The 23,711-nt window shown below is 41.7% G+C and carries 19 protein-coding genes; 10 read left to right on the top strand and 9 right to left on the bottom strand.

Annotation, left to right across the window (positions count from 1 at the left end):
• Positions 1–77 precede the first annotated feature (77 nt).
• Both ATH1_RS0110145 and ATH1_RS0110140 read right to left on the bottom strand, forming a co-directional pair.
• The gene (locus ATH1_RS0110145) at positions 78–1,736 is read right to left on the bottom strand and encodes an NAD+ synthase (RefSeq protein ID WP_010421058.1); all 1,659 of its coding nucleotides are present in this window, start codon (positions 1,734–1,736) and stop codon (positions 78–80) included.
• 386 nt (positions 1,737–2,122) lie between these two features.
• Complete coding sequence (locus ATH1_RS0110140) at positions 2,123–2,755, bottom strand: porin family protein (RefSeq protein ID WP_010421055.1); 633 nt, start codon at positions 2,753–2,755, stop codon at positions 2,123–2,125.
• 593 nt (positions 2,756–3,348) lie between these two features.
• Between ATH1_RS0110140 and gldB the strand changes: the two genes are divergently transcribed.
• Positions 3,349–4,365, top strand: a complete 1,017-nt coding sequence (gene gldB / locus ATH1_RS0110135) for a gliding motility lipoprotein GldB (protein ID WP_010421053.1) — start codon at positions 3,349–3,351, stop codon at positions 4,363–4,365.
• Between the two features lie 57 nt (positions 4,366–4,422).
• Positions 4,423–5,787 carry a 5-formyltetrahydrofolate cyclo-ligase gene (locus ATH1_RS0110130; RefSeq protein ID WP_010421050.1) on the top strand — a complete coding sequence of 455 codons (1,365 nt, stop codon included), beginning with the start codon at positions 4,423–4,425 and terminating at the stop codon, positions 5,785–5,787.
• A gap of 174 nt (positions 5,788–5,961) precedes the next feature.
• Here the strand turns inward: ATH1_RS0110130 and ATH1_RS0110125 are convergent, their stop codons facing one another.
• From ATH1_RS0110125 to tgt, 4 genes are all read right to left on the bottom strand, one after another.
• On the bottom strand, positions 5,962–6,282 hold the full coding sequence (locus tag ATH1_RS0110125; protein ID WP_010421047.1) for a biotin/lipoyl-containing protein: 321 nt from the start codon (positions 6,280–6,282) through the stop codon (positions 5,962–5,964).
• Positions 6,283–6,374: 92 nt separating this feature from the next.
• Entirely contained in the window at positions 6,375–7,919 is a 1,545-nt protein-coding gene (locus ATH1_RS0110120) for an acyl-CoA carboxylase subunit beta (RefSeq protein ID WP_010421044.1), read from the bottom strand.
• A gap of 263 nt (positions 7,920–8,182) precedes the next feature.
• Entirely contained in the window at positions 8,183–9,262 is a 1,080-nt protein-coding gene (locus ATH1_RS0110115; RefSeq protein ID WP_010421041.1) for an LptF/LptG family permease, read from the bottom strand.
• A gap of 82 nt (positions 9,263–9,344) precedes the next feature.
• Positions 9,345–10,475, bottom strand: a complete 1,131-nt coding sequence (gene tgt / locus ATH1_RS0110110) for a tRNA guanosine(34) transglycosylase Tgt (RefSeq protein WP_010421038.1) — start codon at positions 10,473–10,475, stop codon at positions 9,345–9,347.
• A gap of 115 nt (positions 10,476–10,590) precedes the next feature.
• Between tgt and ATH1_RS0110105 the strand changes: the two genes are divergently transcribed.
• The 7 genes from ATH1_RS0110105 to ATH1_RS0110075 all read left to right on the top strand — a co-directional run bounded on the left by ATH1_RS0110105 (position 10,591) and on the right by ATH1_RS0110075 (position 17,828).
• Positions 10,591–11,727 carry a glycosyltransferase gene (locus ATH1_RS0110105; RefSeq protein WP_010421036.1) on the top strand — a complete coding sequence of 379 codons (1,137 nt, stop codon included), beginning with the start codon at positions 10,591–10,593 and terminating at the stop codon, positions 11,725–11,727.
• A complete protein-coding gene (locus ATH1_RS0110100) occupies positions 11,718–12,329 on the top strand; it encodes an RNA polymerase sigma factor (RefSeq protein WP_010421033.1) in 612 nt (203 codons plus the stop codon). Before ATH1_RS0110105 ends, ATH1_RS0110100 begins: the two co-directional genes overlap by 10 nt.
• 411 nt (positions 12,330–12,740) lie before the next feature.
• Positions 12,741–13,361, top strand: coding sequence for a 16S rRNA (guanine(527)-N(7))-methyltransferase RsmG (rsmG, locus tag ATH1_RS0110095; protein WP_010421030.1), 621 nt, complete (start codon positions 12,741–12,743; stop codon positions 13,359–13,361).
• A gap of 545 nt (positions 13,362–13,906) precedes the next feature.
• On the top strand, positions 13,907–14,065 hold the full coding sequence (rpmH, locus tag ATH1_RS20555) for a 50S ribosomal protein L34 (protein WP_010421028.1): 159 nt from the start codon (positions 13,907–13,909) through the stop codon (positions 14,063–14,065).
• A 239-nt stretch (positions 14,066–14,304) separates the two neighbouring features.
• Entirely contained in the window at positions 14,305–15,183 is an 879-nt protein-coding gene (locus ATH1_RS0110085) for a PASTA domain-containing protein (RefSeq protein WP_010421023.1), read from the top strand.
• A gap of 108 nt (positions 15,184–15,291) precedes the next feature.
• Positions 15,292–16,371, top strand: coding sequence for an RluA family pseudouridine synthase (locus tag ATH1_RS0110080; protein WP_010421021.1), 1,080 nt, complete (start codon positions 15,292–15,294; stop codon positions 16,369–16,371).
• A gap of 434 nt (positions 16,372–16,805) precedes the next feature.
• Positions 16,806–17,828: a D-alanine--D-alanine ligase gene (locus ATH1_RS0110075; RefSeq protein WP_010421018.1), complete on the top strand. Its 1,023-nt coding sequence runs from the start codon at positions 16,806–16,808 to the stop codon at positions 17,826–17,828.
• A gap of 39 nt (positions 17,829–17,867) precedes the next feature.
• Here ATH1_RS0110075 and ATH1_RS0110070 read toward each other — a convergent pair whose 3' ends face one another.
• Positions 17,868–18,476, bottom strand: coding sequence for a T9SS type A sorting domain-containing protein (locus ATH1_RS0110070; protein WP_010421015.1), 609 nt, complete (start codon positions 18,474–18,476; stop codon positions 17,868–17,870).
• Positions 18,477–18,842: 366 nt separating this feature from the next.
• Here ATH1_RS0110070 and tpx point away from each other — a divergent pair, with 366 nt between their 5' ends.
• Positions 18,843–19,355, top strand: a complete 513-nt coding sequence (tpx, locus tag ATH1_RS0110065; protein ID WP_010421013.1) for a thiol peroxidase — start codon at positions 18,843–18,845, stop codon at positions 19,353–19,355.
• 123 nt (positions 19,356–19,478) lie between these two features.
• On the opposite strand, the gene ATH1_RS0110060 is transcribed toward tpx, so the two are convergent.
• Together ATH1_RS0110060 and gcvP are read right to left on the bottom strand one after the other, a co-directional pair.
• Positions 19,479–20,678 carry an anaerobic sulfatase maturase gene (locus ATH1_RS0110060; protein WP_010421011.1) on the bottom strand — a complete coding sequence of 400 codons (1,200 nt, stop codon included), beginning with the start codon at positions 20,676–20,678 and terminating at the stop codon, positions 19,479–19,481.
• Between the two features lie 8 nt (positions 20,679–20,686).
• Positions 20,687–23,560 carry an aminomethyl-transferring glycine dehydrogenase gene (gene gcvP, locus ATH1_RS0110055; protein WP_010421010.1) on the bottom strand — a complete coding sequence of 958 codons (2,874 nt, stop codon included), beginning with the start codon at positions 23,558–23,560 and terminating at the stop codon, positions 20,687–20,689.
• Positions 23,561–23,711 lie beyond the last annotated feature (151 nt).

Here is a 23,711-nt window from a genome sequence, read left to right as displayed (position 1 = left end):
ATATCTTAAACCCATCTGACTGGAATACAGAATTTTATGATAGTAAGATAACGAGTTGGGCGTCGCAAAGGCATTCTTCAAAGCTTCTCATACCTCGCCACCAGCGGCATTCGGCGACCAACGCCAAAGGCTTTACCCGAAACTCTTAAAATAGGTGGCGTCTGGAAACGCTTATATTCGTTAAAATTGACAAGTCGTACTGCTTTTCGAACCACCTCTTCTGAAAAGCCTTCTTCTATAATACTTTGTGGCGAACGATTCAGTTCAATATAGCGAAACAAAACTTTGTCGAGTACATCATAGTCGGGTAAAGAATCGGAATCTTTCTGGTCGGGTCTTAGTTCCGCCGAAGGTGGTTTCACGATAATATTTTCGGGAATCACCTCTCCCCCTCTATTCAGATACCGGGCCAGATTAAACACATCCGTTTTGTAAACATCGCCCAGCACACTCAGTCCGCCGTTCATGTCTCCATAAAGCGTTCCATACCCCACAGCGGCTTCACTCTTGTTGGAAGTATTCAGAAGAATATGCCCGAACTTGTTCGAATAAGCCATCAACAACAACCCACGAATACGGGCCTGAATATTTTCTTCGGTCACATCCGGTTTTCTGTCACCAAACACCGGTTTCATTGCATCTTCGATACTTTGGTAGATATCCCTGATAGCCACAATATGCGTCTCAATACCGAGATTTTTTGCCAACGCTTCTGCATCCGACACACTATGACCCGAGCTGTATTGTGAGGGCAACAGCAGTCCATGAACATTCTCTGCACCAAGTGCCTTAACAGCCAACGCTGCAGTTACTGCCGAATCGATGCCACCGGAAAGACCCAGAACTGCCTTTTGAAGACCCGACTTTTGAAAATAATCCCGGATGCCAAGAATCAAACCATTATGAATCAACTCTATCGGATTGGTTTCGGAAAGCTGATCAGAAGATACATTGTCAACGCTATCAATATCGATATCCCGAAATGACTCCGAAAAAGTGGAGAGCTTATGAGTTATATTCCCTTCACTATTTACCATCATGGAGCCACCGTCGAATATCAGTTCAGTATTGGCACCGATTTGATTCACATAAGCAATGGGCATGTTATACTCTGCAGCCTTTTTACAGACCACCTGCTTACGCACATTTTCCTGATGATACGAAAACGGAGAAGCCGCAATGTTGATCATAAAATCAGGCTTAAGGGGAGCCAGTTTTTGCATCGGCGAAAGCGTATAAAGATTGTTCCGGGCAAAATCAGCTTCCGATGGCTGGTCGTCCCACAAATCCTCACAAATGGTGATGGCAATGCGCCGGCCTTTGTAATTGATAACCTTAAACTCCTGGTTGGCTTGAAAATAGCGATATTCGTCAAAGACATCATAGTTGGGAAGCAGGGTTTTATGAACCACATCCTTTACCTTCCCATCAGCCAAAAACCAGGCCGTGTTATGTAATTGTTTGCCCCTGGTTTCGGGATTCAGACTTGGCCCTCCCACAACAGCACCAATGCCCTGACAATGGGAAGCTATCGTTTCAATAGTATTAATGGATGCTTCCACAAATTCCTTGCGGGTTAACAAATCAAGCGGCGGATATCCGCAAACAGCTAACTCGGAAAAAATTACCAAATCGACACCTCTTCCTTTGGCATCCTGAATATGGGAAATAATTTTTTCGCTGTTCGACTCGAAATTTCCTATGTGATAGTTTAATTGAACAAGGGCCAGTTTCATAAAATATTGCCTTTTGATTATTGTTGTAAAATAAGGTCTAACCACAGAGACACAATGACGCAAAGTCTTTTTATGATAAAATTGCGATTATCCTCTCCGACTTTACAATAAGATTCATCATCAATATAGATCGTTAGATTTTCAGATACCTGCATAGCGTCAGGCAGGCAAGTCAGATGTCAAACCATCCATATAATTTTGATATACTGCATCTTAGAAATTAAACCTTTTTGTCACAGACAATTGGTTTGTAGCGTATTGCAAAAGTTTGATAACCGACCCGTTATAAAACCCTGGAAATAATCCACAACTTGCTCATATTAAAAACTCTGCGTCATTGCGTCTCTGCTTTTAAAACCTCAATTCTGCCTTCTCAGGATTGGCTGCTAAAAAATAAAACCGATTTCGAAGACCAGGCGGTTCAATACAGTCTTATCATCATACCCTGGTTCATCGGTAATATCGGTAAACCCATTGTGATAAACAAGCCCGAACATCAGGGCATTGGAACCGCCGATGGAATATTCCAGTCCGGCCCCGAGGTGATACCCAAGCTCAAACAACTTTACCTCATCACCAATGGAATTGTCGTCACCGTCGCGGGCGCTAATGTTTATTTGGGGTGTTAATCCGAAGCGTCCGTAAAAACAACTTCTTCGAAACTCATTCGAACGCAGTTTCAATCCAAAAGGAATCTCAATATATCGAAGTTTATAATCTTTATTGTCTACCGGTGCATCTTCATTAGTCGTATTGTCCGAATAGGATAGTTTTCCGCCTGTACGATTAATGGTCAGTCCTGTTGAGATGGCATAGTTCTCGGCAAAAAAGCGGTCGAGTACAACCCCGAAATTATAGCCGGCCATACTACTTCTCGATTCAACGCCATCCATGTCAGGCTTCATCCAGGAAATTTGCGGCTCGGCAACAAATGAAAGACGTATGCTTTTTGCTTCCTGGGCAATTAGTTGCGTTAATACCAGCAAAAACAAGCCGGCAGTTAAAATCAGTTTCTTCATAAGGTTGCTTTTTTATTTGGTACTGATCTTTATTTCCAATTTCCAATTTTACAAAAAAAAGGTGAAGCCCTCAATAGTTCTATGCAATTAGTGAGTGCTGTATAAAAAGCATATTTTTGTCAGAATCCAGGCGTTTTAAATTTTTGTACCGCAGTTAACTTGTTGTTAATGAGGATACAAAAATTTAAAACAACAACGAGTTTGGCAACAAAGATGCTTTTTAGACCGGGCTCATTAGTTAAAGCAGGACGAAATCGGACAGACTAAAATAAGCCCATTTTCTACCGAAAAATTCACGTTAAAATTAATATCTTAGCATCGTAATCGAATGTAAAGATAGACCATTTCCGGTTTTTTAAAGAAAATTCAGACACAATAGATTATTGAGTCCGCTCTTAAAAGAGCAATTTTTGTCAAGGTCGAGACGCAGGAAATTTTTGAACCGGAATTAACTGATTGTTAATGAAGATTTAACAACTTACCGCCACAATAATATTGGAAAAAAGAAACTTTTAGAAGTAGGCTCACACTATTGGATTTTTAAATTTAAGTTACAAGATAAAATATTACAACACTGACAATCAGATTTTACCATGAAAATTAAATATTCGTTTCTTATCCTTCTCTCTTTGGTGTTTCTTGCAAACGGTTGTAATCTTTTCAACAACGCACCTGATGTTTCCGACATAGAGGTTGATTCGGATTTAATCCCTTTTTATGAAGAACTGTTTGCCATACCACCAGAAAATACGGACGAATATACAGAAGCGCTTCAAAAAAAGTATGGAGATTATTTCACCGCTTACTGTGAAGGTATTATAGGAGTGGGAAAACCCGGCAATAAAGAGTTCTCAGAAAACATGGGCCGCTTTCTTTCATACAAACCCAACAAGGAGGTCTTTGACACCTGCCGGAAAGTATTTTCGGAACACAGAAAAGAAACAATCCATAAGGACCTCATAAAGGCATTCAAATATTACAAACACTACTACCCTGAAAGAAATGTTCCCGACGTTTATCTACACATTTCCGGTTTTAATGAATCCATGGTTGTCGATTCGGACTGGGTTTCGGTAAGTGTGGAGAAATACCTTGGCCGGGATTGCATTTTTTATGAATGGCTGGGGACTCCCAAATATCTGCGGGCTCAAATGATTCCCGAAAGGGTAGTTCCTGATGTAATGAGAGCTATAGCAATGACCGAATATACGTATAACGATTCCATAGATGATCTCATCAGTCAGATGGTTTATCATGGTAAAATATTACACTTTGTCAAACACACTATCCCCGACATTCCGGACACATTACTCTTTGGATACTCGGAAAAAGAGATGAAATGGTGCGATAAAAACGAAGAATTTATGTGGTCGTCAATGGTGGAACATAAACATCTTTTTTCGACCGACCAGATGCTCATACGCAAATACATCGGGCCGGCACCATTCACCAGTGTTTTCGGACAGGAATCACCGGGCAGAACCGGCCGATACATCGGTTACCAAATTATGAAATCGTGGATGGGAAAACATCCGGACAAATCATTCCGGGATATGATGCAAGCCTCTGATCCACACAGAATTTTGTCACAGGCCAAATACAGACCCTGAGGTATTTAGGGTTAATATATCGATATCGCTACTGACCGACTAAAGGAAAAGGTTTTAATGAATTCCAGAATAAAAACAGGCATACTACAGTTTGCTCCTGTTATAGGAGACATAGTTTCTAATATCAGAAAAATTGATCAACTGCTGGACAATGCTCCCGGAGTTCAATTATGGGTATTACCCGAATTGGCTTCATCAGGGTATAATTTCGCCTCAAAAGAGGAGGCCCGGCAAAGTGCTGAACCACTTGGAGAGAGTCTTTTTATCAGATACCTTACCGAAAAAGCAGAGAAACTAAATGCCTGGTTTGTTTCGGGTTTTAATGAACTTGATGGCGACAAACTATATAACAGTGCAGTGCTTATTAGCCCTCAGGGCCTTGCCGGACATTACCGGAAGCTCCATCTGTTCAATCGGGAAAAAGAAATTTTCGAGCCTGGAAATACCGGACTTCCGGTTTTCTCAACCCCTTATGGAAAAACAGGCATTTTGGTTTGTTTCGACTGGATGTTCCCAGAAAGCTGGCGGATACTGGCTCTGAAAGGCGCCCAAATCATCTGTCATCCTTCAAATCTTGTACTTCCCTGGTGTCAGAATGCCATCCCCGGATATGCATTGACCAACCGTATTTTTGTAGCCACGGCCAATCGTGTTGGAACAGAAAGAGCGCTTACTTTCACGGGACAATCGGTTCTGGTGAATCCAAAAGGTGAATATCTTTTTAGAGGAAATCCAGATAAAGAAGACATTCTTACCGCTGACATAGATTTGTCGGATGCACTTGACAAGCAAATGACACCTTTTAACCATGTATTTGCAGACAGACGCCCCGATGTTTATTCCCTTCAGGATGTTAATGATAATCATAAAATAAAGGAAGCAAAAAGCGAGCTGCGCAAAAAAATAAAACAGGAGAAACAAAAACACACCAGCGTAGAACTGAAAAAAATAAGCATTGATGTAATGGCCGGGGTTGAAAAACTCCCGCAATTTCAAAAAGCTAAGAAGGTGTTTGTGTATTGGTCGCTCCCCGATGAAGTGTCCACACACGATTTCATAAAACGCTGGCATGGGGAAAAAAGAATTTTTCTTCCGAAGGTAACCGGCAAACAACTGGAAATTCGCGAATTTACAGGAGAAAAAAATATGAAACCCGGACGCTCTTTTGGTATACAAGAACCTACAGGAGAAATATTGACCAATCCCGAAGAAATTGACATAGCCATTGTGCCGGGGCTGGCATTTACAAGGCATGGAGCCAGACTGGGACGTGGCGGCGGTTTTTACGACAAAACGCTCCCATTGTTAAAAAAAGCTTTCAAAGCAGGTGTTGCTTTTCCCTTTCAAATGGTAAGCACTATTCCAACTTCTGGCAACGATGTTTATATGGACATTGTTGTTACAGATGGATCAATAAGATAGAAAAAAGGAACCGCCTGTAAAAATAACCGGCAGCTCCTTTAAAAATTATGATAATTTTAGTGATTGCCTATAAAGTCGGGAAAATTATAACAAATCTCTATTCAAAATTGCCAGTTGCAAGGCTTGTGAAGCCGTAAAAAACAGAGAGATGCCTTTAGACCGGCTCATGAGGTACTAATCAATCTCAACCATAACAAAATTCTTGGGTATCTTCTGCCCTTTTTCCACATTTACTTTCTTAATTGTTCCATCGAAGGGCATATGTATCTGATTCACCATTTTCATGGCTTCCAGCAAAAGAAGTACTTCTCCTTCCTTAACCTTTTGACCTTTTTTGACTTTTACCTCGGTAACCGTACCGGGAATAACAGAACGTACTTCCTTAGGATTAGGCGCCTGGTACTTTTTTCTTTCTTTAAACTTTCTGGTCAATCTCGTCTTATACTTCAGACTTAATATCTGAAAATCGACCAATTCCTGATTATCGTCCTTCATTGTGTATTCATTTTTAGTTGATAATACCCGGGAACCGGGGGGTTAATACTAAAAAAGAAGCTTTGGGCGGTGATAAAACCGAATACTCCCGGTTAAAAAGGAGGTATTCCGTGCTTCTTCTCAGGACGATAGTCCACTTTACTGCCGGATACTTCCAGGGCATGTAACAACATTTGACGTGTTTCATCGGGTTCGATTACCGAGTCGATATACCCTTTGGCAGCAGCTACATAAGGATTGGCAAATTTTTCTTTATACTCCTGTACCTTAAGCTGACGCATTGCCTCGGGGTCATCGGCTTCTTCTATCTCTTTTTTAAAGATGATGTTTGCTGCACCTTCAGGACCCATAACAGCAATTTCGGCAGTTGGCCAGGCAAAAGCAAAGTCAGCATGCAGATGGCGTGAGTTCATGGCTATATAACCACCTCCGTAGGCTTTTCTCAGAATAACGGTTATTTTGGGTACGGTAGCTTCCGAATAGGCATACAGCACTTTGGCACCATGACGAATAACACCGGCATGTTCCTGATCAATACCGGGCAAATAACCTGGCATGTCTTCCAAAGTAACAATAGGGATATTGAAGGCATCACAGTAGCGAATAAAGCGGGCAGCCTTATCGGAACTATCGGTATCCAGAACGCCGGCAAGAACCAGTGGCTGATTGGCAACAAAACCAACCGTTTCCCCGTTCATACGGCCAAACCCGATAACAATATTGGCGGCAAACAGTTCCTGAATCTCAAAAAAGTCTGAATCGTCAACAATGGCTTTAATAACGTCTCTCACATCATAAGGCTCTTTAGGATCGGCCGGGATAATATCCTCGACTGGTGTATCGAATTTGGGAGGCCTGGGAGGAAATGCTTTTGCCTTTTGTTTATTGTTCCATGGAATAAAAGTGATAAGTTTCTTAATTTGATCGAAACATTCCATTTCACTGTTGGCAAAAAAATGGGCATTTCCAGTAATCTCGGCATGAACACGAGCCCCTCCAAGATCCTCCATCGAGATTTCTTCCCCTAACACGGTTTTGATAACGTTCGGACCGGTAATAAACATCTTACTGATTTTGTCGACAGTGAAAACAAAGTCGGTAAGTGCCGGCGAATATACTGCTCCTCCGGCACAAGGTCCGAGAATAACAGAAATCTGAGGAATTACACCGGAGGCAATGGTATTGCGAAAGAAAATTTCACCATAACCGGCAAGAGAATTAACGCCTTCCTGAATGCGTGCACCACCCGAATCGTTAATACCGATAAGCGGAACCCTCATTTTCAGAGCATGGTCCATAATCTTGGTAATCTTACGGGCATGCATCAAACCGAGAGAACCACCTGCAACGGTAAAATCCTGGGCAAAAATGCAAACCGGAGCACCATAAATGGTACCGGTACCAATAATTACTCCATCACCATGCAATTGCTTTTTGTCCATCCCAAAATCGCGGGCTTCGTGTTCGACAAAAAGGTCATACTCGGTAAAAGAATCCTGGTCCAGCAAGGCGAGAATGCGCTCACGGGCAGTCATTTTCCCCATTGCAGTCTGTTTCTCGATGGCCTTTTCACCACCACCCTGCTGTACTTTTTCTCTCCTTTTTCGAAGGTCAAGGATGTACTTTTTTAATGACATACTAAAAAATTTTGGTTAATCACCTGTCAATCAGCATAAAATAACGAGTGCTGCTGACCAAATCAGGGTGCATATTTACTAATTTTAACTTAAAGAGATGCAGAAAATTAGAATAATTTACACTGCACACACACAATATATTGGTTTACAAGAATTAAATTTAGAACGTATTTAAAGAAATTTAACTGACAAAATAAAGAGCCTTCCAACCGGACCGGGGCAGAATCAATTCAAGGCACGGACAATTAGTGACCGTTGCTGATTTACTTTGGTGCTTGATAGTACAATATAATACCAATTACAGCAAAAACAAAATTAGGCAACCAGGTAGCAAGCATCGGCGATAAATTACCGTTGATAGCAAAAGTTGTAGATATCGTCATAAATAAGATATAGGAGAAACTAAGTGCCAGACCAATTCCTATATGCAATCCCATGCCACCACGTGTTTTTCGCGAAGCAAGAGAAACGCCTATCAGCGTAAGAATAAAAGCAGAAAACGGCGATGCGATACGCCGGTGTCTTTCGATGAGGTATGGTTCAATATTACCGACTCCCCTTTCTCTCTGTTCATCAATGTAGTCTTCCAACTCAGGATTGGTCATGGTTTCAAAAAAATTCCTCTCTTCCTTAAAGTCGGCTGGTTTCATATTAACCACGGTATCCATCTCCTCCCCTTTTGAAAGTACCATCTTTCCGTTATTCGGAAAATCACGCCTGACATAATCCCTGAATATCCATTTGTTCTCAGTACTGTCATATTGAACCGATTCGGCAGTGATCTTGAATTTCAGATCTTTCCCTTCAATCTTCTCCATGCTGAAATCGTCCCCCCGATCGCGAAATGAAGAATAACGGCGCATGTAAATAAAAAGCCCCGGCTCAATTTGCATATGAATGTTGCTCATTCCCGTTTCACGGATTTCTTTTATGTAAGTATTCTCAAAATCAATACGAATTCTGTTGGCCGGCGGAATAATATAGCCCCCCATTACATAAGAAAAAACTGTAAGAATAGCGGCGCCTAAAAAGTATGGATACATCAACCTTTTAAAACTGACACCACTGGAAAGAATGGCAATTATCTCAGTCTGGTAGGCCATCTTCGAAGTAAAAAAGATGACCGCGATAAATACAAACAAAGGGGTAAATAAATTGGCAAAATAGGGAATAAAATTCTGATAATAATCAAAAACTATGGCCTCGAGTGGAGCATCGTTTTCCAGGAAATCATCGATTTTTTCTGCAAGATCAAAAACTATGGATATGCTAAGAATAAGAACTATCGCAAAAAAGAAAGTTCCCAGAAACTTTTTCAGTATATAAAAATCCAGCTTTTTCAAAGTTAATCGTTTTTTGGTTTATCCTTACAATTCCGGAACCTGCTGCAAATTAAGCATTATTTAGTCTCTGTCCATAATTTACTTACAAACGTCTTGCCAGTTGTTGTATCATCTTTTCTTTCCAGGTCGAAAAAAGGCCTTCGATAATAAGTCGACGGGCTTCGGAAACCAGCCAAAGATAAAAAGCAAGATTGTGAATGGAGGCTATTTGCGGCCCCAGCATTTCGCGCGAAACAAACAAATGTCGAAGATAAGCTTTTGAATAAAGGGTATCATACAAACAATGTCCGTCGGAGTCGATGGGCGAAAAATCGGTCTTCCATTTTTCATTCCTGATATTGATGATGCCCTCACGGGTAAAAAGCATACCGTTGCGGCCGTTTCTTGTGGGCATTACACAATCGAACATATCCACCCCACGGCTCACAGCCTCTAAAATATTGACCGGTGTGCCAACCCCCATCAGATACCGTGGTTTATCGCCGGGTAAAATATTGTTGACTACTTCAATCATTTCATACATCACCTCCTCGGGTTCTCCTACAGCAAGTCCCCCAATGGCATTACCATCCATACCGAATGACGCGATGAATTCGGCCGATCGCTTTCGCAAATCGGGATACCCTGCCCCCTGCACAATCGGGAAAAATGCCTGTTCATAACCGTATAAAGGCACCGTACTTTTAAAACGCTCAATTCCTCTTTTCAACCATTCATGTGTCAGCTCCATCGACTGAAGTGCATAGTTATAATTGGCATCACCAGGCGGACATTCGTCAAAGGCCATCATTATGTCGGCTCCAATAATCCGCTGAATATCAACTACCTTTTCCGGTGTAAACAAATGCTTTGATCCATCCAGATGCGACCTGAACTCTGCCCCCTGATGCGACAATTTTCTTTGCTCGCTCAACGAAAAAACCTGAAACCCTCCGCTATCCGTCAATATTGCCCGGTCCCAACTATTAAAACGATGAAGGCCACCTGCCTGCTGCAAAACCTCCAGACCAGGCCTGAGATATAAATGATAAGTATTCCCAAGTATGATATGCGCTTTAACCTCCTCTTTCAAATCCTTTACATGTATGCCCTTTACCGACCCGACAGTTCCCACCGGCATAAAAACCGGAGTTGGAATGCGACCGTGCGCGGTAATAATCTCTCCGGCTCTTGCTGATGACAACGGATCGGTTTTCTCTAAACGGTATTGCATTTGTTTACAATTAAAAATCGAAGTGCAAAGATACAAGACTTGTCCGTTTTTACGTTCTATGTTGTAAGCTAACAAAAAAAATCGCACTTTTGGCCGAAATTAATCGCAAGAGATTATGAGCATTCCACAACCAAATACTTTTGAAATCATATTGTTGTCGATAATGGCTCTTGTGTGGCTTTGGCAGTTCTTTTTTCTGATACGCCGAATTCGGCCGATTGCCGTATACAAACAAAAGGAAACGCATAAGAGGGACGTTCCTCCGGTTTCAGTAATTATTAGTGCACGTAACGAAGCCGAAAACCTTGGCCGTTTTCTTCCTGCAATTCTTGAACAGGACTATCCAGAATATCAGGTCGTTGTAGTCAATGATGGCTCGGACGACGACTCTGATCTGGTGCTTGCCAAATTAAAAGCAAAATATAAACACCTGTATTACACAACTATAGCTCCGGATAAAAAGTTCTACCACGGCAAAAAGCTGCCCCTATCTCTGGGAATCAAAGCTGCCGGGTACGAACATCTTCTACTGACCGATGCCGATTGCAGGCCTGCATCAGACCAGTGGATCAGAAAAATGGCAGAATCCTTCACAATCCCCGGTAAAGAGCTGGTATTAGGTATCGGCAATTACGAAAAAGCAAAAGGCCTGACCAACTTATGGCTGCGCTACGATACCTTTACCATTGCCATTCAATACCTGGGATTCGCCCTGAGCGGAAAACCTTACATGGGAACCGGCAGAAACCTTGCCTATACAAAGACCCTGTTCGAAAAGAACAAAGGATTCAAAAGCCATATCTATCTTGCCTCGGGGGACGATGACCTTTTTGTTCAGGAAGCAGCCACGAAAACCAATACAGCGGTATGTGCCGATCCTGAAGCCCATACGTTGAGTGTTCCACCGCCTTCTTTCCGGAAGTGGCTCGAGCAAAAACAAAGACACCTGACTACCTCGCGAAGATACACCACCAGCACCAGGTCTGCACTTTTTACCGAAGCACTGACCAGGGAAATATTTTGGGCACTAACCTTTTATTTTATATTTTTTCCTAATTTTGCGCCAATTGTATTGCCATTTTCGTTAATATTGTTTTTATTCAAATTTGTTTTTTGGAAAATGGCAGCCGGGAAAACCGGAATGGGGAAAATTTACCGGGCAGTATTATTGTTCGATTTTATTCAGCCAATACTGCTCTGTATGGCTCATTTGGGAAATCTGGCAGGGTCAAAAAAAAGGAAATGGAAGTAAATCCGAACTTATCAGACAAGGCAAGGTACGACCTTGAATTGGTTGAAAGAGCAGTAAAGGGCGATCAGAAAGCGTATGCCGAACTTATGGCGCGCTACCGTGACGCCATTTATTTTATGTTACTAAAAATGATAAATAATAAAACCGATGCCGAAGATTTGACCATCGAAGCATTCGGAAAAGCTTTCAAAAATCTGAGCCAGTATTCTCCCAACTACGCCTTCAGCACCTGGCTCTTCAAAATTGCATCGAACAATTGCATCGATTACCTCCGAAAGAAGCGCAACAACCACATCAGCATAGATGGAAATTACAGCTCCGAAGAAAAAGATTCCGAACCACAAGTCCACCTTAAAGATGAAACTCCCGACCCCGAAGAATTCATGATACGGGAACAAAAGGTGGTTTTAATGCGAACTGTAGTAAAAAAACTAAAACCACGTTACCGCACCCTTATTGAACTGCGTTATTTTAAAGAATATTCTTACGAAGAAATATCCGAAGAGCTTGATTTACCGCTTGGTACCGTTAAAGCCCAGCTCTTTCGGGCCCGGGAACTGCTTTTTAATACGCTCAAAAATTCTGAAGTGAAAAAGCATTGAACAGTAGAGAGTCTCGTGCCTGTGTCTCCCAATTATTATATTAATCGGATTATCCGTTATTTCGCTGGCGAATCAGAATTTTCCGGACTTCAAATTTACTGACAACATCAAAAAAGTTATCCATGAACAATACTCCGTTAACCTTCCACAAACGCCGTGAAGGCAAGTGATTATATTTAAAAATGAGTGCAGTATAAAAAGCATATTCTTGTCAAAATCCAGGCGTTTTAAATTTTTGTACCGGAGTTAACTTGCTGTTAATGAGGATGCAAAATTTAAAACAACAACGAGTTTGGCAACAAAGATGCTTTTTAGACCGCACTCAAAAATCCATTCAACTCAAAATTCATATTATAAATACCATAAGATATATCTTGCATCTTTGTATCTAAAAATCTAATTATCTATTGTATGGACATAATCCTGAAATACTTCCCTGATATCACCCCTCTGCAAAAAGAGCAATTTGCCGCATTAAAGCCATTATATGAAGATTGGAACAGTAAAATCAATGTAATTTCAAGAAAGGACATGGGTAATTTTTACCTGCACCATGTTTTGCATTCACTTGCCATTGCAAAGTTTCTGACCTTTACGGATGGTTCTGAAATCATTGATGTAGGTACCGGCGGTGGTTTTCCGGGAATTCCGCTGAGCATTCTTTTCCCAAAAGTTCATTTCCTGATGCTCGATTCTGTTGCTAAAAAAATTAAAGTCGTGAAGGCGATCATTCAGGAAATCGATCTTCAAAATGCGGAAGCGGAACAAAGCCGGTCGGAAAATTATAAAGGCAAATTCGATTTCATCATCAGCAGAGCAGTCACCAACTTACCCGATTTTCTTAAACAAACCCGGCACCTGGTCGCTTTACAACAAAAAAATGCAGTGCCGAACGGTATCCTCTACCTTAAAGGCGGAAACATTAATGCCGAAATTGCCCCTTTCAGGAAGATGGTATTCATAACCAATCTTAGCCAATGGTTTGATGAACCCTTTTTTGACACAAAAAAACTGATACATCTGCCGGTATAGAAATTTAGCAGATGGTTTTTAATCAGTAAATCAATAGTGGTAGACTCCAGATACTGACATACTAAACAAGGCTAAATATTATTGAGTGCGGTATAAAAAGCATATTACAACAATGCGTTTAGCTAGAAGATGCTTTTTCATCCGTATAAAATTTATTTTTAAGGTCGGATGGAACTCGCATGATTGAGTTTTATACATGTTCTTTTGTGACAATTTTTGTCATGCTCGTTTCATTCGTCAAAGATTTTCTTTGCGGTTTTAGCGTTCCTTAATTTTGCGTCCTTGGCGTGGAATAAAAATAGACAAAACTCATAGTACCTCAAAATAATATTTAGTCCCATAAAAGGCCGAAGTACCAAAAATTGTATTGATATTTTTTGGAAGACAAAAAAAACTTGTATTTTTGCATTCCGATTTTCTGAGAATAAGGCATTAAGAAAGGTAACCTTTGAAAATACGGGTCCGGAAAATTTTAGTAAAGAAAGAAGTCCCGATTATTCGGGACGAGTTCCATTAGACCAATAACTTAAGTAAATTATATACTGATGAAAAGGACATTTCAACCATCAAACCGTAAAAGAAGAAACAAGCATGGCTTTCGTTCAAGAATGTCTACTGCCACCGGACGTCGCGTATTGGCTTCACGACGGGCCAAAGGTCGTAAAAAATTAAGCGTTAGTAGCGAAAGAAGACATAAAGCATAAGAGTGGATCATTAATCTGAAAAAAATAATGAGGATTATTAGACCATTAGATATGCCTGATTGTTGACATTTGCCATTTTCTTCTGTCAGTGATCAAACCACATAAATTTAAGACATCTTCGTGCGAAGAAAAATATAATAAAGGGCCGTTTGGCCCTTTATTTTTTCTATTCTCCCTAATCATTCCTCCTGATTTGGTGATTTTGTGTTATTTTTGAAGACATTCAAAAAAATAAAAAGATGTCATTTATTAAAATCATATTCAGCAAAGAATTCGCCAAACATCTGGGAATTTTGGTGCTGGCCGGTATTCTCACCATTGTACTCGTTTTCTGGGGCCTGAATCTATACACCCGCCATGGCGAAGGTTTCGAAACCCCTGATTTCACAGGGCTGACAGAACAGCAATTCAAACATCTGATTGAGAAGAATGATCTCAGATATGAGATCATTGACTCTGTTTATATTGATGACGCACCTCCTGGCATAGTTGTCGAACAAACCCCGACTCCCGGGAGTCTGATTAAGAAAAACCGGAAAATATTTTTTACCATAAACTCATGGACTTCCGAAAAGGTACAGGTACCCGACGTCATTGATTACAGCGTTCGTAATGCAAGAGTATTGCTTGAATCATTCGGCCTGAAAGTGGGAAACCTCATTTATGTTCCCTCAGAATACACCAATCTCGTATTGGGTCAGCTCTACAAAGGCAAACCAATCGACCCGGGAACGCCACTTGAAAAAGGATCTTCTGTTGATCTGATTATAGGCCAGGGGCTGAGCAACCAGACCACTGCTGTCCCTGACCTGACAGGGCTTACACTCGAAGAAGCCAAAGAATCCAGCCAAAATCTTTCCCTTAATATCGGAGCCTGCATTTACGACTCTACCGTTGTATCAAAGGAAGACTCACTAAATGCTTTCGTTTGGAAACAGCGCCCCGAAAGTTTACCCGGTAACCAGCTCAGGCTTGGAGCTTCAATCGATATCTGGCTTTCAACCGATTCTTCATACATTATGCCCGACTCTGCCGTTATCGACACCATTGAAACTGAAATGTTTGAAGATTTGCCGGACGACGACCAATTTGATAATGAAGAAGAAAAATTCTTTTAATCTCTGCGCCAAATGAAACGAGCATGGCAAAGACTGTCACAAAAGAACATGTATAAGTTCTTGCATGCGAGTTCCATCCGACCAATAACTTAGATAAATTTTATACGAATGAATGAAGAGCAGTTTGATTATGATGAAACAGATGAACTGGACGAGATCATTGACGCAGGCGATGAAACGAGTAACCCAGGCCGACTTTACGAGCATTATCGTTTTGTAGCCGATGCCGGGCAGAGTCCGTTAAGAATTGACAAATTTCTGGTCAACCGCATTGAAAATGCATCACGGAATAAAATTCAGGAGGCAGCAAATGCCGGAAGTATTCTGGTCTGTGGTAACCCGGTAAAAGCCAATTACAAGGTAAAACCCGGAGATGTTATCACCATAGAAATGGCCTGGCCACCCAGAGAAATAGAAATAATTCCCGAAGACATCCCTATAAACATTGTTTATGAAGACGAGCAACTGATTGTGGTCAACAAAGCTCCGGGAATGGTTGTCCATCCGGGCTTTGGTAATTATACGGGAACACTTGTTAATGCCCTTGCCTGGCACCTGAAAGACCATCCATGGTTTCAGGGTAACGATCCCCGCCCGGGCCTCGTTCACAGAATAGATAAAGACACTTCCGGCCTTCTGGTAATTGCAAAAACAGAAAATGCAAAAACCAACCTGGGCAGGCAGTTCTTTAACAAGACCACCGGACGAACCTATCACGCCATTGTCTGGGGAAATGTTAAAAATGACGAAGGAACCATAGAAGGAAACATCGGCAGAAGCCTCCGCGACAGAAAGCAAATGACGGTATTCAGCGACAGTTCCCATGGGAAACCGGCTGTAACCCACTACAAGGTTTTAGAACGTCTGGGTTATGTAACATTACTCGAATGCAAACTCGAAACCGGCCGAACTCATCAAATCAGGGTACATCTGAAACACATTGGTCATACTTTGTTTAATGACGAACGATATGGCGGAGACCAGATCTTAAAAGGAACAACTTTTACAAAGTACAAGCAATTTGTAAAAAACTGCTTTGAAATTCTTCCGCGACAGGCACTTCATGCAAAAACACTGACATTTGAGCATCCCGCCACAGGAAAGACCATGGCCTTCGACAGCCCATTGCCCGATGATATGAGCCAGGTTATAGAAAAATGGCGCCATTATACTGCCGGAAGAGAATAGTTTAGTCAATAGTTTTTAGTCAGTAGTAGAAGTCAGGCATGAGGCAGAGGACATAGAGCATGGGGCATAGAGTGGAATGTCCTCTTACATGGGTCTTCGACCCCTGGGAACCCGGATAGATAAAGGCAGAAGTTTGACAGGCAGAAGGCAAAAGGTAAGGATTAAAGGTAAAAAGGACAGGATGGAACATAGTGCGGAAGATCATCCCCCTTTCAGTGGTCTTTGGTACTGAATGTAGAAATCAGTTAGAAATAAGTGAAGAGTGCAGTATAAAAAGCATATTTTTGTCAAAATCCAGGCGTATTAAATTTTTTGTACCGGATTTAACTCTTTGTTAATGAGGGTTCAAAATTTAAAACAACAATAAGTTTAGCAACAAAGATGCTTTTTAGACCGGGCTCATTAAAACAACATATAACAAACAGGTGAAGTCCATGAAAAATATCGGAATCGTATACGGAGGATACTCTTCAGAAATTGTTGTGAGCTGCAAAAGTGCCGAAGGCATTCTGTCGTTCATTGACCGCCGGAAATATAATGCTTTCCGGGTATTGATCACCCGTGAAAAATGGGTGGTGGTAAAGGAAAACAATGAATTTCCGATTGACAAGAATGATTTTACTTTTAGGATAAACGGTAAGAAATTGACCTTCGACTGCCTTTATATCACAATACATGGTACACCTGGTGAGGATGGTTTGTTACAGGGCTATTTAAAAATGATGAATATTCCGCACACAACCTGCGATGTACTTCCGGCAGCCCTCACTTTCAATAAATTCACCTGTAATACCTACCTGAAAGGCTTCGGTGTTGCTGTTGCCGATTCAGTTTTGCTCAGAAAAGGACGGGAATACAATGCCGAAGATATCAAAGAGAAAATCGGACTTCCATGCTTTGTAAAACCCAATGCCGGCGGGTCAAGCTTCGGGATTACAAAAGTCAAATCGTTCGAAGAACTCGAGCCGGCTATTGAAAAGGCTTTTGTTGAGAGTGATGAAGTTCTTGTGGAAACTTTCATGAAAGGCACGGAAGTTACCTGCGGCATATATAAAACACTAAGCAAGGATGTGGTGATGCCATTGACCGAGGTCATCAGCAAAAATGAGTTTTTCGATTTTGAAGCTAAGTACAACGCCGAAAAGGCAATTGAAATTACCCCGGCACGCATATCTGATGAACTCACTGAAAAAATTCAAAAGATCACTTCATTAATATACGATATTCTCAACTGCAAAGGAATTGTGAGAATGGATTATATTATTACGGACAAAAAAATATTTCTCCTCGAGGTTAACACTACCCCGGGGATGACTCCTACGAGTTTTATTCCGCAACAGACAGAAGCCATGGGAATGACCATGCAGGAAGTAATAACCGAAATAATAGAAGATGCCATAGAGCGGCAAAAAAAATCGGGTGTATCTCAACATTTTAAAGATACACCCGAGAACTGAGAAAAACTTTTTAGCTTTTGATGACTGATGTCGTTCTGATTACTTTCTGATTGCATAACTACTCTCATTTTTACCTGAAATCAAACTTACATAATAGGTGCCGGCCGGAAGGGCAGACAAATCGAATTTTCCGGAGTAAGTCAGCTCTTTAGGTAAAGATGATTCGAACAGAACATTACCGCGTTCGTCCTTCAATTTCAGTGTGTAATTGTCGAAAGACTTGTTCAGGTAACTCACAAACAAAAAGTTGTTCCTGGCCCAAACTTTGGCAGCCAATGGTTCTGCATTACTGTCTGCCTTTTTTGTTAAAAGTTTACCACCAACAACAGTAAACTCATCTTCCAGGAAAGTTTTGTTGCTGCTCTTTAGTACCGCAACATACTTGCCATCGCTCAATTCGGAAAAATCAAACAGTTTATTGAAGTGAGCCGTGTTGCCAACTTTTCCGCTGGTGTAAACCAAATCACCTTCAGCCGTTTTAATTTCTACGGCAAAATCCACCAACTCTTCATTCAGCGCCGAAATAAGCGCATAATTGGTATCCAGATAAGGATAAACCTTTATCTTTCCTTTGGCAGATGCCGGAGTAACCACCGCTGCCATAAGCACTAAAAGTGCAGCTACTGATAAAAACTTTTTCGCTTTCATAATTTAAAAGTTTTAAGTGAAACAATTGATTAATGTGTCTTTTTGTAAGAACACATTGCAAACATAATCCTGTTTCAAACACTCACCAAATTTTGCGACCTAAAACTCCTTAATTTTACAAATTCTTAACCATACCCCCATTTTTTCAATACGCGGTAAACATTTAACAGCCATTTTTTTACATACAATTAATTTTTGACAGACTTATTTGGAATATAAAAGGTTTTTTGACAATACAACCCCTATTCGGTTACTGTTAGTAACAAATTATAAAAACCAGAAATATGAAAACATTTGGTATAACTATTTTGTTAAAAAAAGATATGGGTGATCAAATTCAATAAATAACCAACAAAAATAAGTACCATGGAAAAGAACAATTCAAAAATTACATTTGGAGGCAACCCGGTAACTCTGGTGGGAAGAGAACCAAAACCGGGAGAAAGTGCTCCTGAATTTACCGTAACAGGGAACGACCTTAAACCGGTTCATCTTACAGATTTTGATGGAAAAGTAAAGGTCATTGCTGTTTATCCTTCCATCGACACAAGTGTTTGTGCAGCGCAAAACCGGAGATTTAACCAGGAAGCTGAGAAACTCAACGATGTAGTAGTGCTGTCCATCTCATGCGATCTTCCTTTTGCACAACAAAGATTTTGCGCTGCCGAGGGACTGAATAATATTGTAACGCTTTCGGATCATAAGGATTTGGATTTCGGAACCAAATATGGCTTTGTGATGGAGGAATTGCGTCTGTTGGCCAGGGGGACTGTCATCATTGGCAAAGACAACAAAATTAAATATGTCGAATACGTTCCTGAAGTAACCAACGAACCGGACTATGACAAAGCTTTGGAAGAAGTTAAAAAACTGATCTGAGGAACTGAATCTCCATCCTGAAAAATAGCCACAGATTACCACAGAATAAATATTCCTGTGTAATCTGTGGCTATGTAGTATCTGTCAGAACTTTTCCCGCCTTTATAAACGGCCACTATCCAATTAGCCCATAAAATCCTCAAAAGCATTATAGCTGTCTCCCGGCACTGATCCTTTGGAAATATCTTTCTGCTGTTCCTTCCATTGCCGGGCAAGTTCCTTAAATACAGGATCAGCATGTTCCATAAACAGGATCGTTGATTTGCAGAAACGGGGCATACCACTATCACGCGGGTCTTTAATACGGTCTTTGGTGCATCCGCCAAAACAATGTTTATACCAGGGACACGTGCGGCATTTTCGTGGCAACCGGCTTTTCATCTGACCGAATTTTGTTTGTTTCGGAGAATTCAGCATATCAATCAGACGGTCATTCATAATATTGCCAAGTTTCCATTTTGGTTCAACAAAGAAATCGCAGGAATAAACATCTCCGTTATGCTCCACCGTAACATATATACCACATTCCTTACGAAACGTACATTCCGGAGCATCTAATCCGACATAAGTATGAAAGACCGAATCGATAAAACGCACATTGGTAGAGGGCTGTCCGTCCTGAAAATCACTCAGCCAAAGGTCAAAAATATCGATGAGAAACTTTCCATATTGCTCCGGTGTGACGGAAAAATCAGCAGCTTTGCGCGGGTTCGCTTTATCGGTTTCTACAACAGGAATAAACTGCATCCACGAAAAGCCTGTCTGTTTATAGAATTCATAAATTTCTTCCGCAAAATCGGCTGAATAACTGGTAACACAACACATGGCATTTACCGCAACATCCCGGTCCAGTAAAAGTCTGGCACTCTGCATAACCTTTCCCCACGAGGGTTTTTCGTTTTGCGTAAGCCGGTAATGATCGTGTACATGCTGTGGCCCGTCAAATGAAAGTCCTACCAGGAAATCGTGTTGCTTCAAAAAATCTGCCCATTCTTTATCCAATAAAATGCCGTTGGTCTGAAGCCCGTTCCCAACAATTTTTCCCTTACCGTACAGTTGTTCGTAATGTATCGCCTTTTTGAAGAAGCCGAGTCCCATAAGCGTCGGCTCTCCCCCCTGCCATGCAAAAGAGACATTTTGCCCAGACTGTTCCATCATTTGCTTTACCAACTGCTCCAACACCCTCTCACTCATCCTGTGCGTGGCAGTTTCAGGATAAAGCCCTGATTTTTCGAGATAAAAGCAATACTTGCATCCCAGGTTACAATCGGGCCCTGAAGGCTTCACCAAAACCGACTCCAGGGGTTTAAAAGTTTTCTTCATATCTAAGACTACTCTTCTTCATAGTTTTCCAGTGGCTCGCAGGTGCAAACCAGATTCCTGTCTCCCCATGCATCGTCAACACGGGCAACAGCAGGCCAAAACTTGTTTTCTTTAACCCACCCCAGTGGAAAAGCGGCCTTTCCCCTTCCATAAGGTCTCTCCCATGCATCTGAAACCACAACATAATCGGGATGAGGTGCGTTCTTCAGTACATTATCTTCCGGATCGGCAATTCCGGCCTCTATTTCTTTAATTTCTGCATAAATAGCCTTTAGTGCATCTACAAACCGGTCCATCTCCTCTTTCGATTCACTTTCGGTAGGTTCTATCATCAGTGTACCATGAACGGGAAACGAAACAGTGGGAGCATGGTATCCGTAATCGATCAACCGCTTGGCAATATCAATTTCTGAAATGCCAGTATTGGATTTAAGCCGACGGCATTCCAGAACCATTTCGTGGCCAACCCTGCCGTTTTCGCCCGAATAAAGAATACCGTAATCATCTTTAAGCTCGCTGGCCAGATAGTTGGCATTCAGTATGGCAATCTTCGTCGCATAGGTCAGTCCCTCTGCCCCCATCATTTTAATGTATCCGTAAGTGACGGGCAATATCCCCGGACTTCCCCAGGGAGCAGCCGCCACAGCAGAAATTCCTTCCCGCATGTTATCAATAACACTATGTCCGGGCAGAAATTCTGTCAGATGAGACGCCACAGCAATTGGTCCTACCCCCGGACCTCCGCCTCCGTGAGGAATGGCAAATGTTTTATGGAGGTTAAGATGGCAAACATCGGCACCGATGATCCCGGGACTTGTTATTCCAACCTGGGCATTCATATTGGCACCGTCCATATAAACCTGTCCGCCGTGTTCATGAATGATGTTACATACTTCGAGAATGGATGACTCAAAAACGCCATGCGTGGAGGGATAGGTGACCATAATACAGGCCAGATTGTCACTGTATTTTTCAGCCTTATCCTTCAAATCAGCAATATCGATATTTCCATGGACATCGCATTTAACAACGACCACCTCCATGCCGGCCATAACAGCACTGGCAGGATTGGTTCCGTGCGCTGACGAAGGTATGAGCGCCACATTTCTGTGTCCTTCGTTGCGTGATTGATGATAAGCCCTGATTACCATCAGACCTGCGTATTCTCCGGCAGCACCCGAATTGGGCTGCAGGCTTACATCGGCCAACCCCGTTATTTCTATTAAATCAGCACGTAATTCATCCATCATTTCGTGGTATCCCAGGGCCTGATCAATGGGGACAAAAGGATGTACAGATGTAAATTCAGGCCAGGTGAGTGAAAACAGTGCTGAAGCTGCATTCAACTTCATGGTACACGAACCAAGTGATATCATTGAATGTGCAAGAGATATATCTTTTCGCTCGAGCCTCTTGATATAACGCATCATTTCTGTTTCGGAACGATATTTTTTGAACACTTCCTGTTCCATAAAAACAGATTTCCGCTCCAGATTTTGAGGAATGGCACGGGCACTAATGAATTCTTCAATATTGACGCTCGTTTCATCCGCCATGCCTGTAAGTATGTCAACCAAATCCTGAACATCGCTCTCCGAGGTGGTTTCATCCAAACTCATGCCGATCAGGGTTTGATCCTGATCAAAATAACGAATATTGATCTTTCTCGAAAGCAGCTTTTCCCTGATTCCTTCAACCTCCAGTTTGTTGGGTAACCTAAACCTGAGGGTATCAAAGAAAGTGGTGTTTAAAGATTTAAAGCCTTTTGCTTCAAGAGCATCTCTCAGCTTCACTGCAAGAGAATGTACGTTATTGGCAATTTCTTTTAATCCTTCAGGCCCATGCCATACGGCATAAAAGCCGGCCATCGTAGCTAAAAGCGCCTGGGCGGTACAAATGTTGGAAGTGGCCCTTTCCCTTTTAATATGCTGTTCTCTTGTTTGCAAAGCCATTCTGAGAGCCGGACGCCCCGTTGCATCTTTGGAAACGCCGATAATTCGTCCCGGAATACTCCTTTTGTACGCTTCCTTTGCAGCAAAAAAAGCAGCATGTGGCCCTCCATAATAAAGAGGAACACCAAAACGCTGAGAAGAACCGAAAACAATATCAGCGCCCCACTCGCCCGGAGGTGTTATTAACGTTAACGCAAGAAGATCGGTGGCGACAGCTATTTTCCCTTCTCCCCGGTGCACTTCGTCTGCAAAAGGCCTGTAATCGTTTATTTCGCCATTGGCATCCGGATATTGAACAATAGCGCCAAAATGTTTCGCGGGCTCATATTTTTCTTTTGCAAATTCCGAAAATTGCAGTTTTATGCCTAATGGTGCAGACCTTGTTTCCAAAACTGCCCTGGTTTGGGGCCATATACGTGAGTCAACCAAACAGGTATCCACCCCTGATTTTACCTGTGCCCGACTCCGGGAATTAAACATCATAATCATGGCTTCGGCAGCGGCTGTAGCCTCATCCAAAAGAGAAGCATTGGCCAGTTCCATACCTGTTAGCTCTGTCACCATGGTCTGAAAATTCAACAGTGCCTCAAGTCGTCCCTGCGAAATTTCAGCCTGATAAGGTGTATATGAAGTATACCAGACAGGATTTTCCAGAACATTGCGGATAATAACCGACGGAGTAAAGGTATTGTAATAACCCATGCCGATGTATGTCCTGTATACTTTATTCCTGGCAGCTATGCCTCTGATTCGCTGAAGATATTCCTGTTCGGAAAGAGCAGGAGAAAGGTTTAGTTCACGTTTCATTCGTATTCCTTCAGGAACCGTTTCGGAAATCAATTCATCAAGTGAAGAAACACCAATTTTTTCAAGCATCAGATTCACTTCTTCGGAATCGGGCCCGATGTGCCGGTCTTTAAATTGACTCATATCGATATATTTGGGTGTGTGTTTTTATTCGTATTGTATTCACTTCATCACACGAACTTATTTGGTCTTAGCAATGGGAAAAAATTTACTAAACCCAAACTTATATATGAGTGCAGTATAAAAGGCCTTCAAACTGCTGATTTTTACCATT

Origin of the sequence: Anaerophaga thermohalophila DSM 12881, assembly GCF_000191885.1 — a bacterium.
GTDB lineage: Bacteria > Bacteroidota > Bacteroidia > Bacteroidales > Marinilabiliaceae > Anaerophaga > Anaerophaga thermohalophila.
Note: the sequence above shows the minus strand (reverse complement) of the source record. Positions and strands in the feature narration are given on the sequence as shown.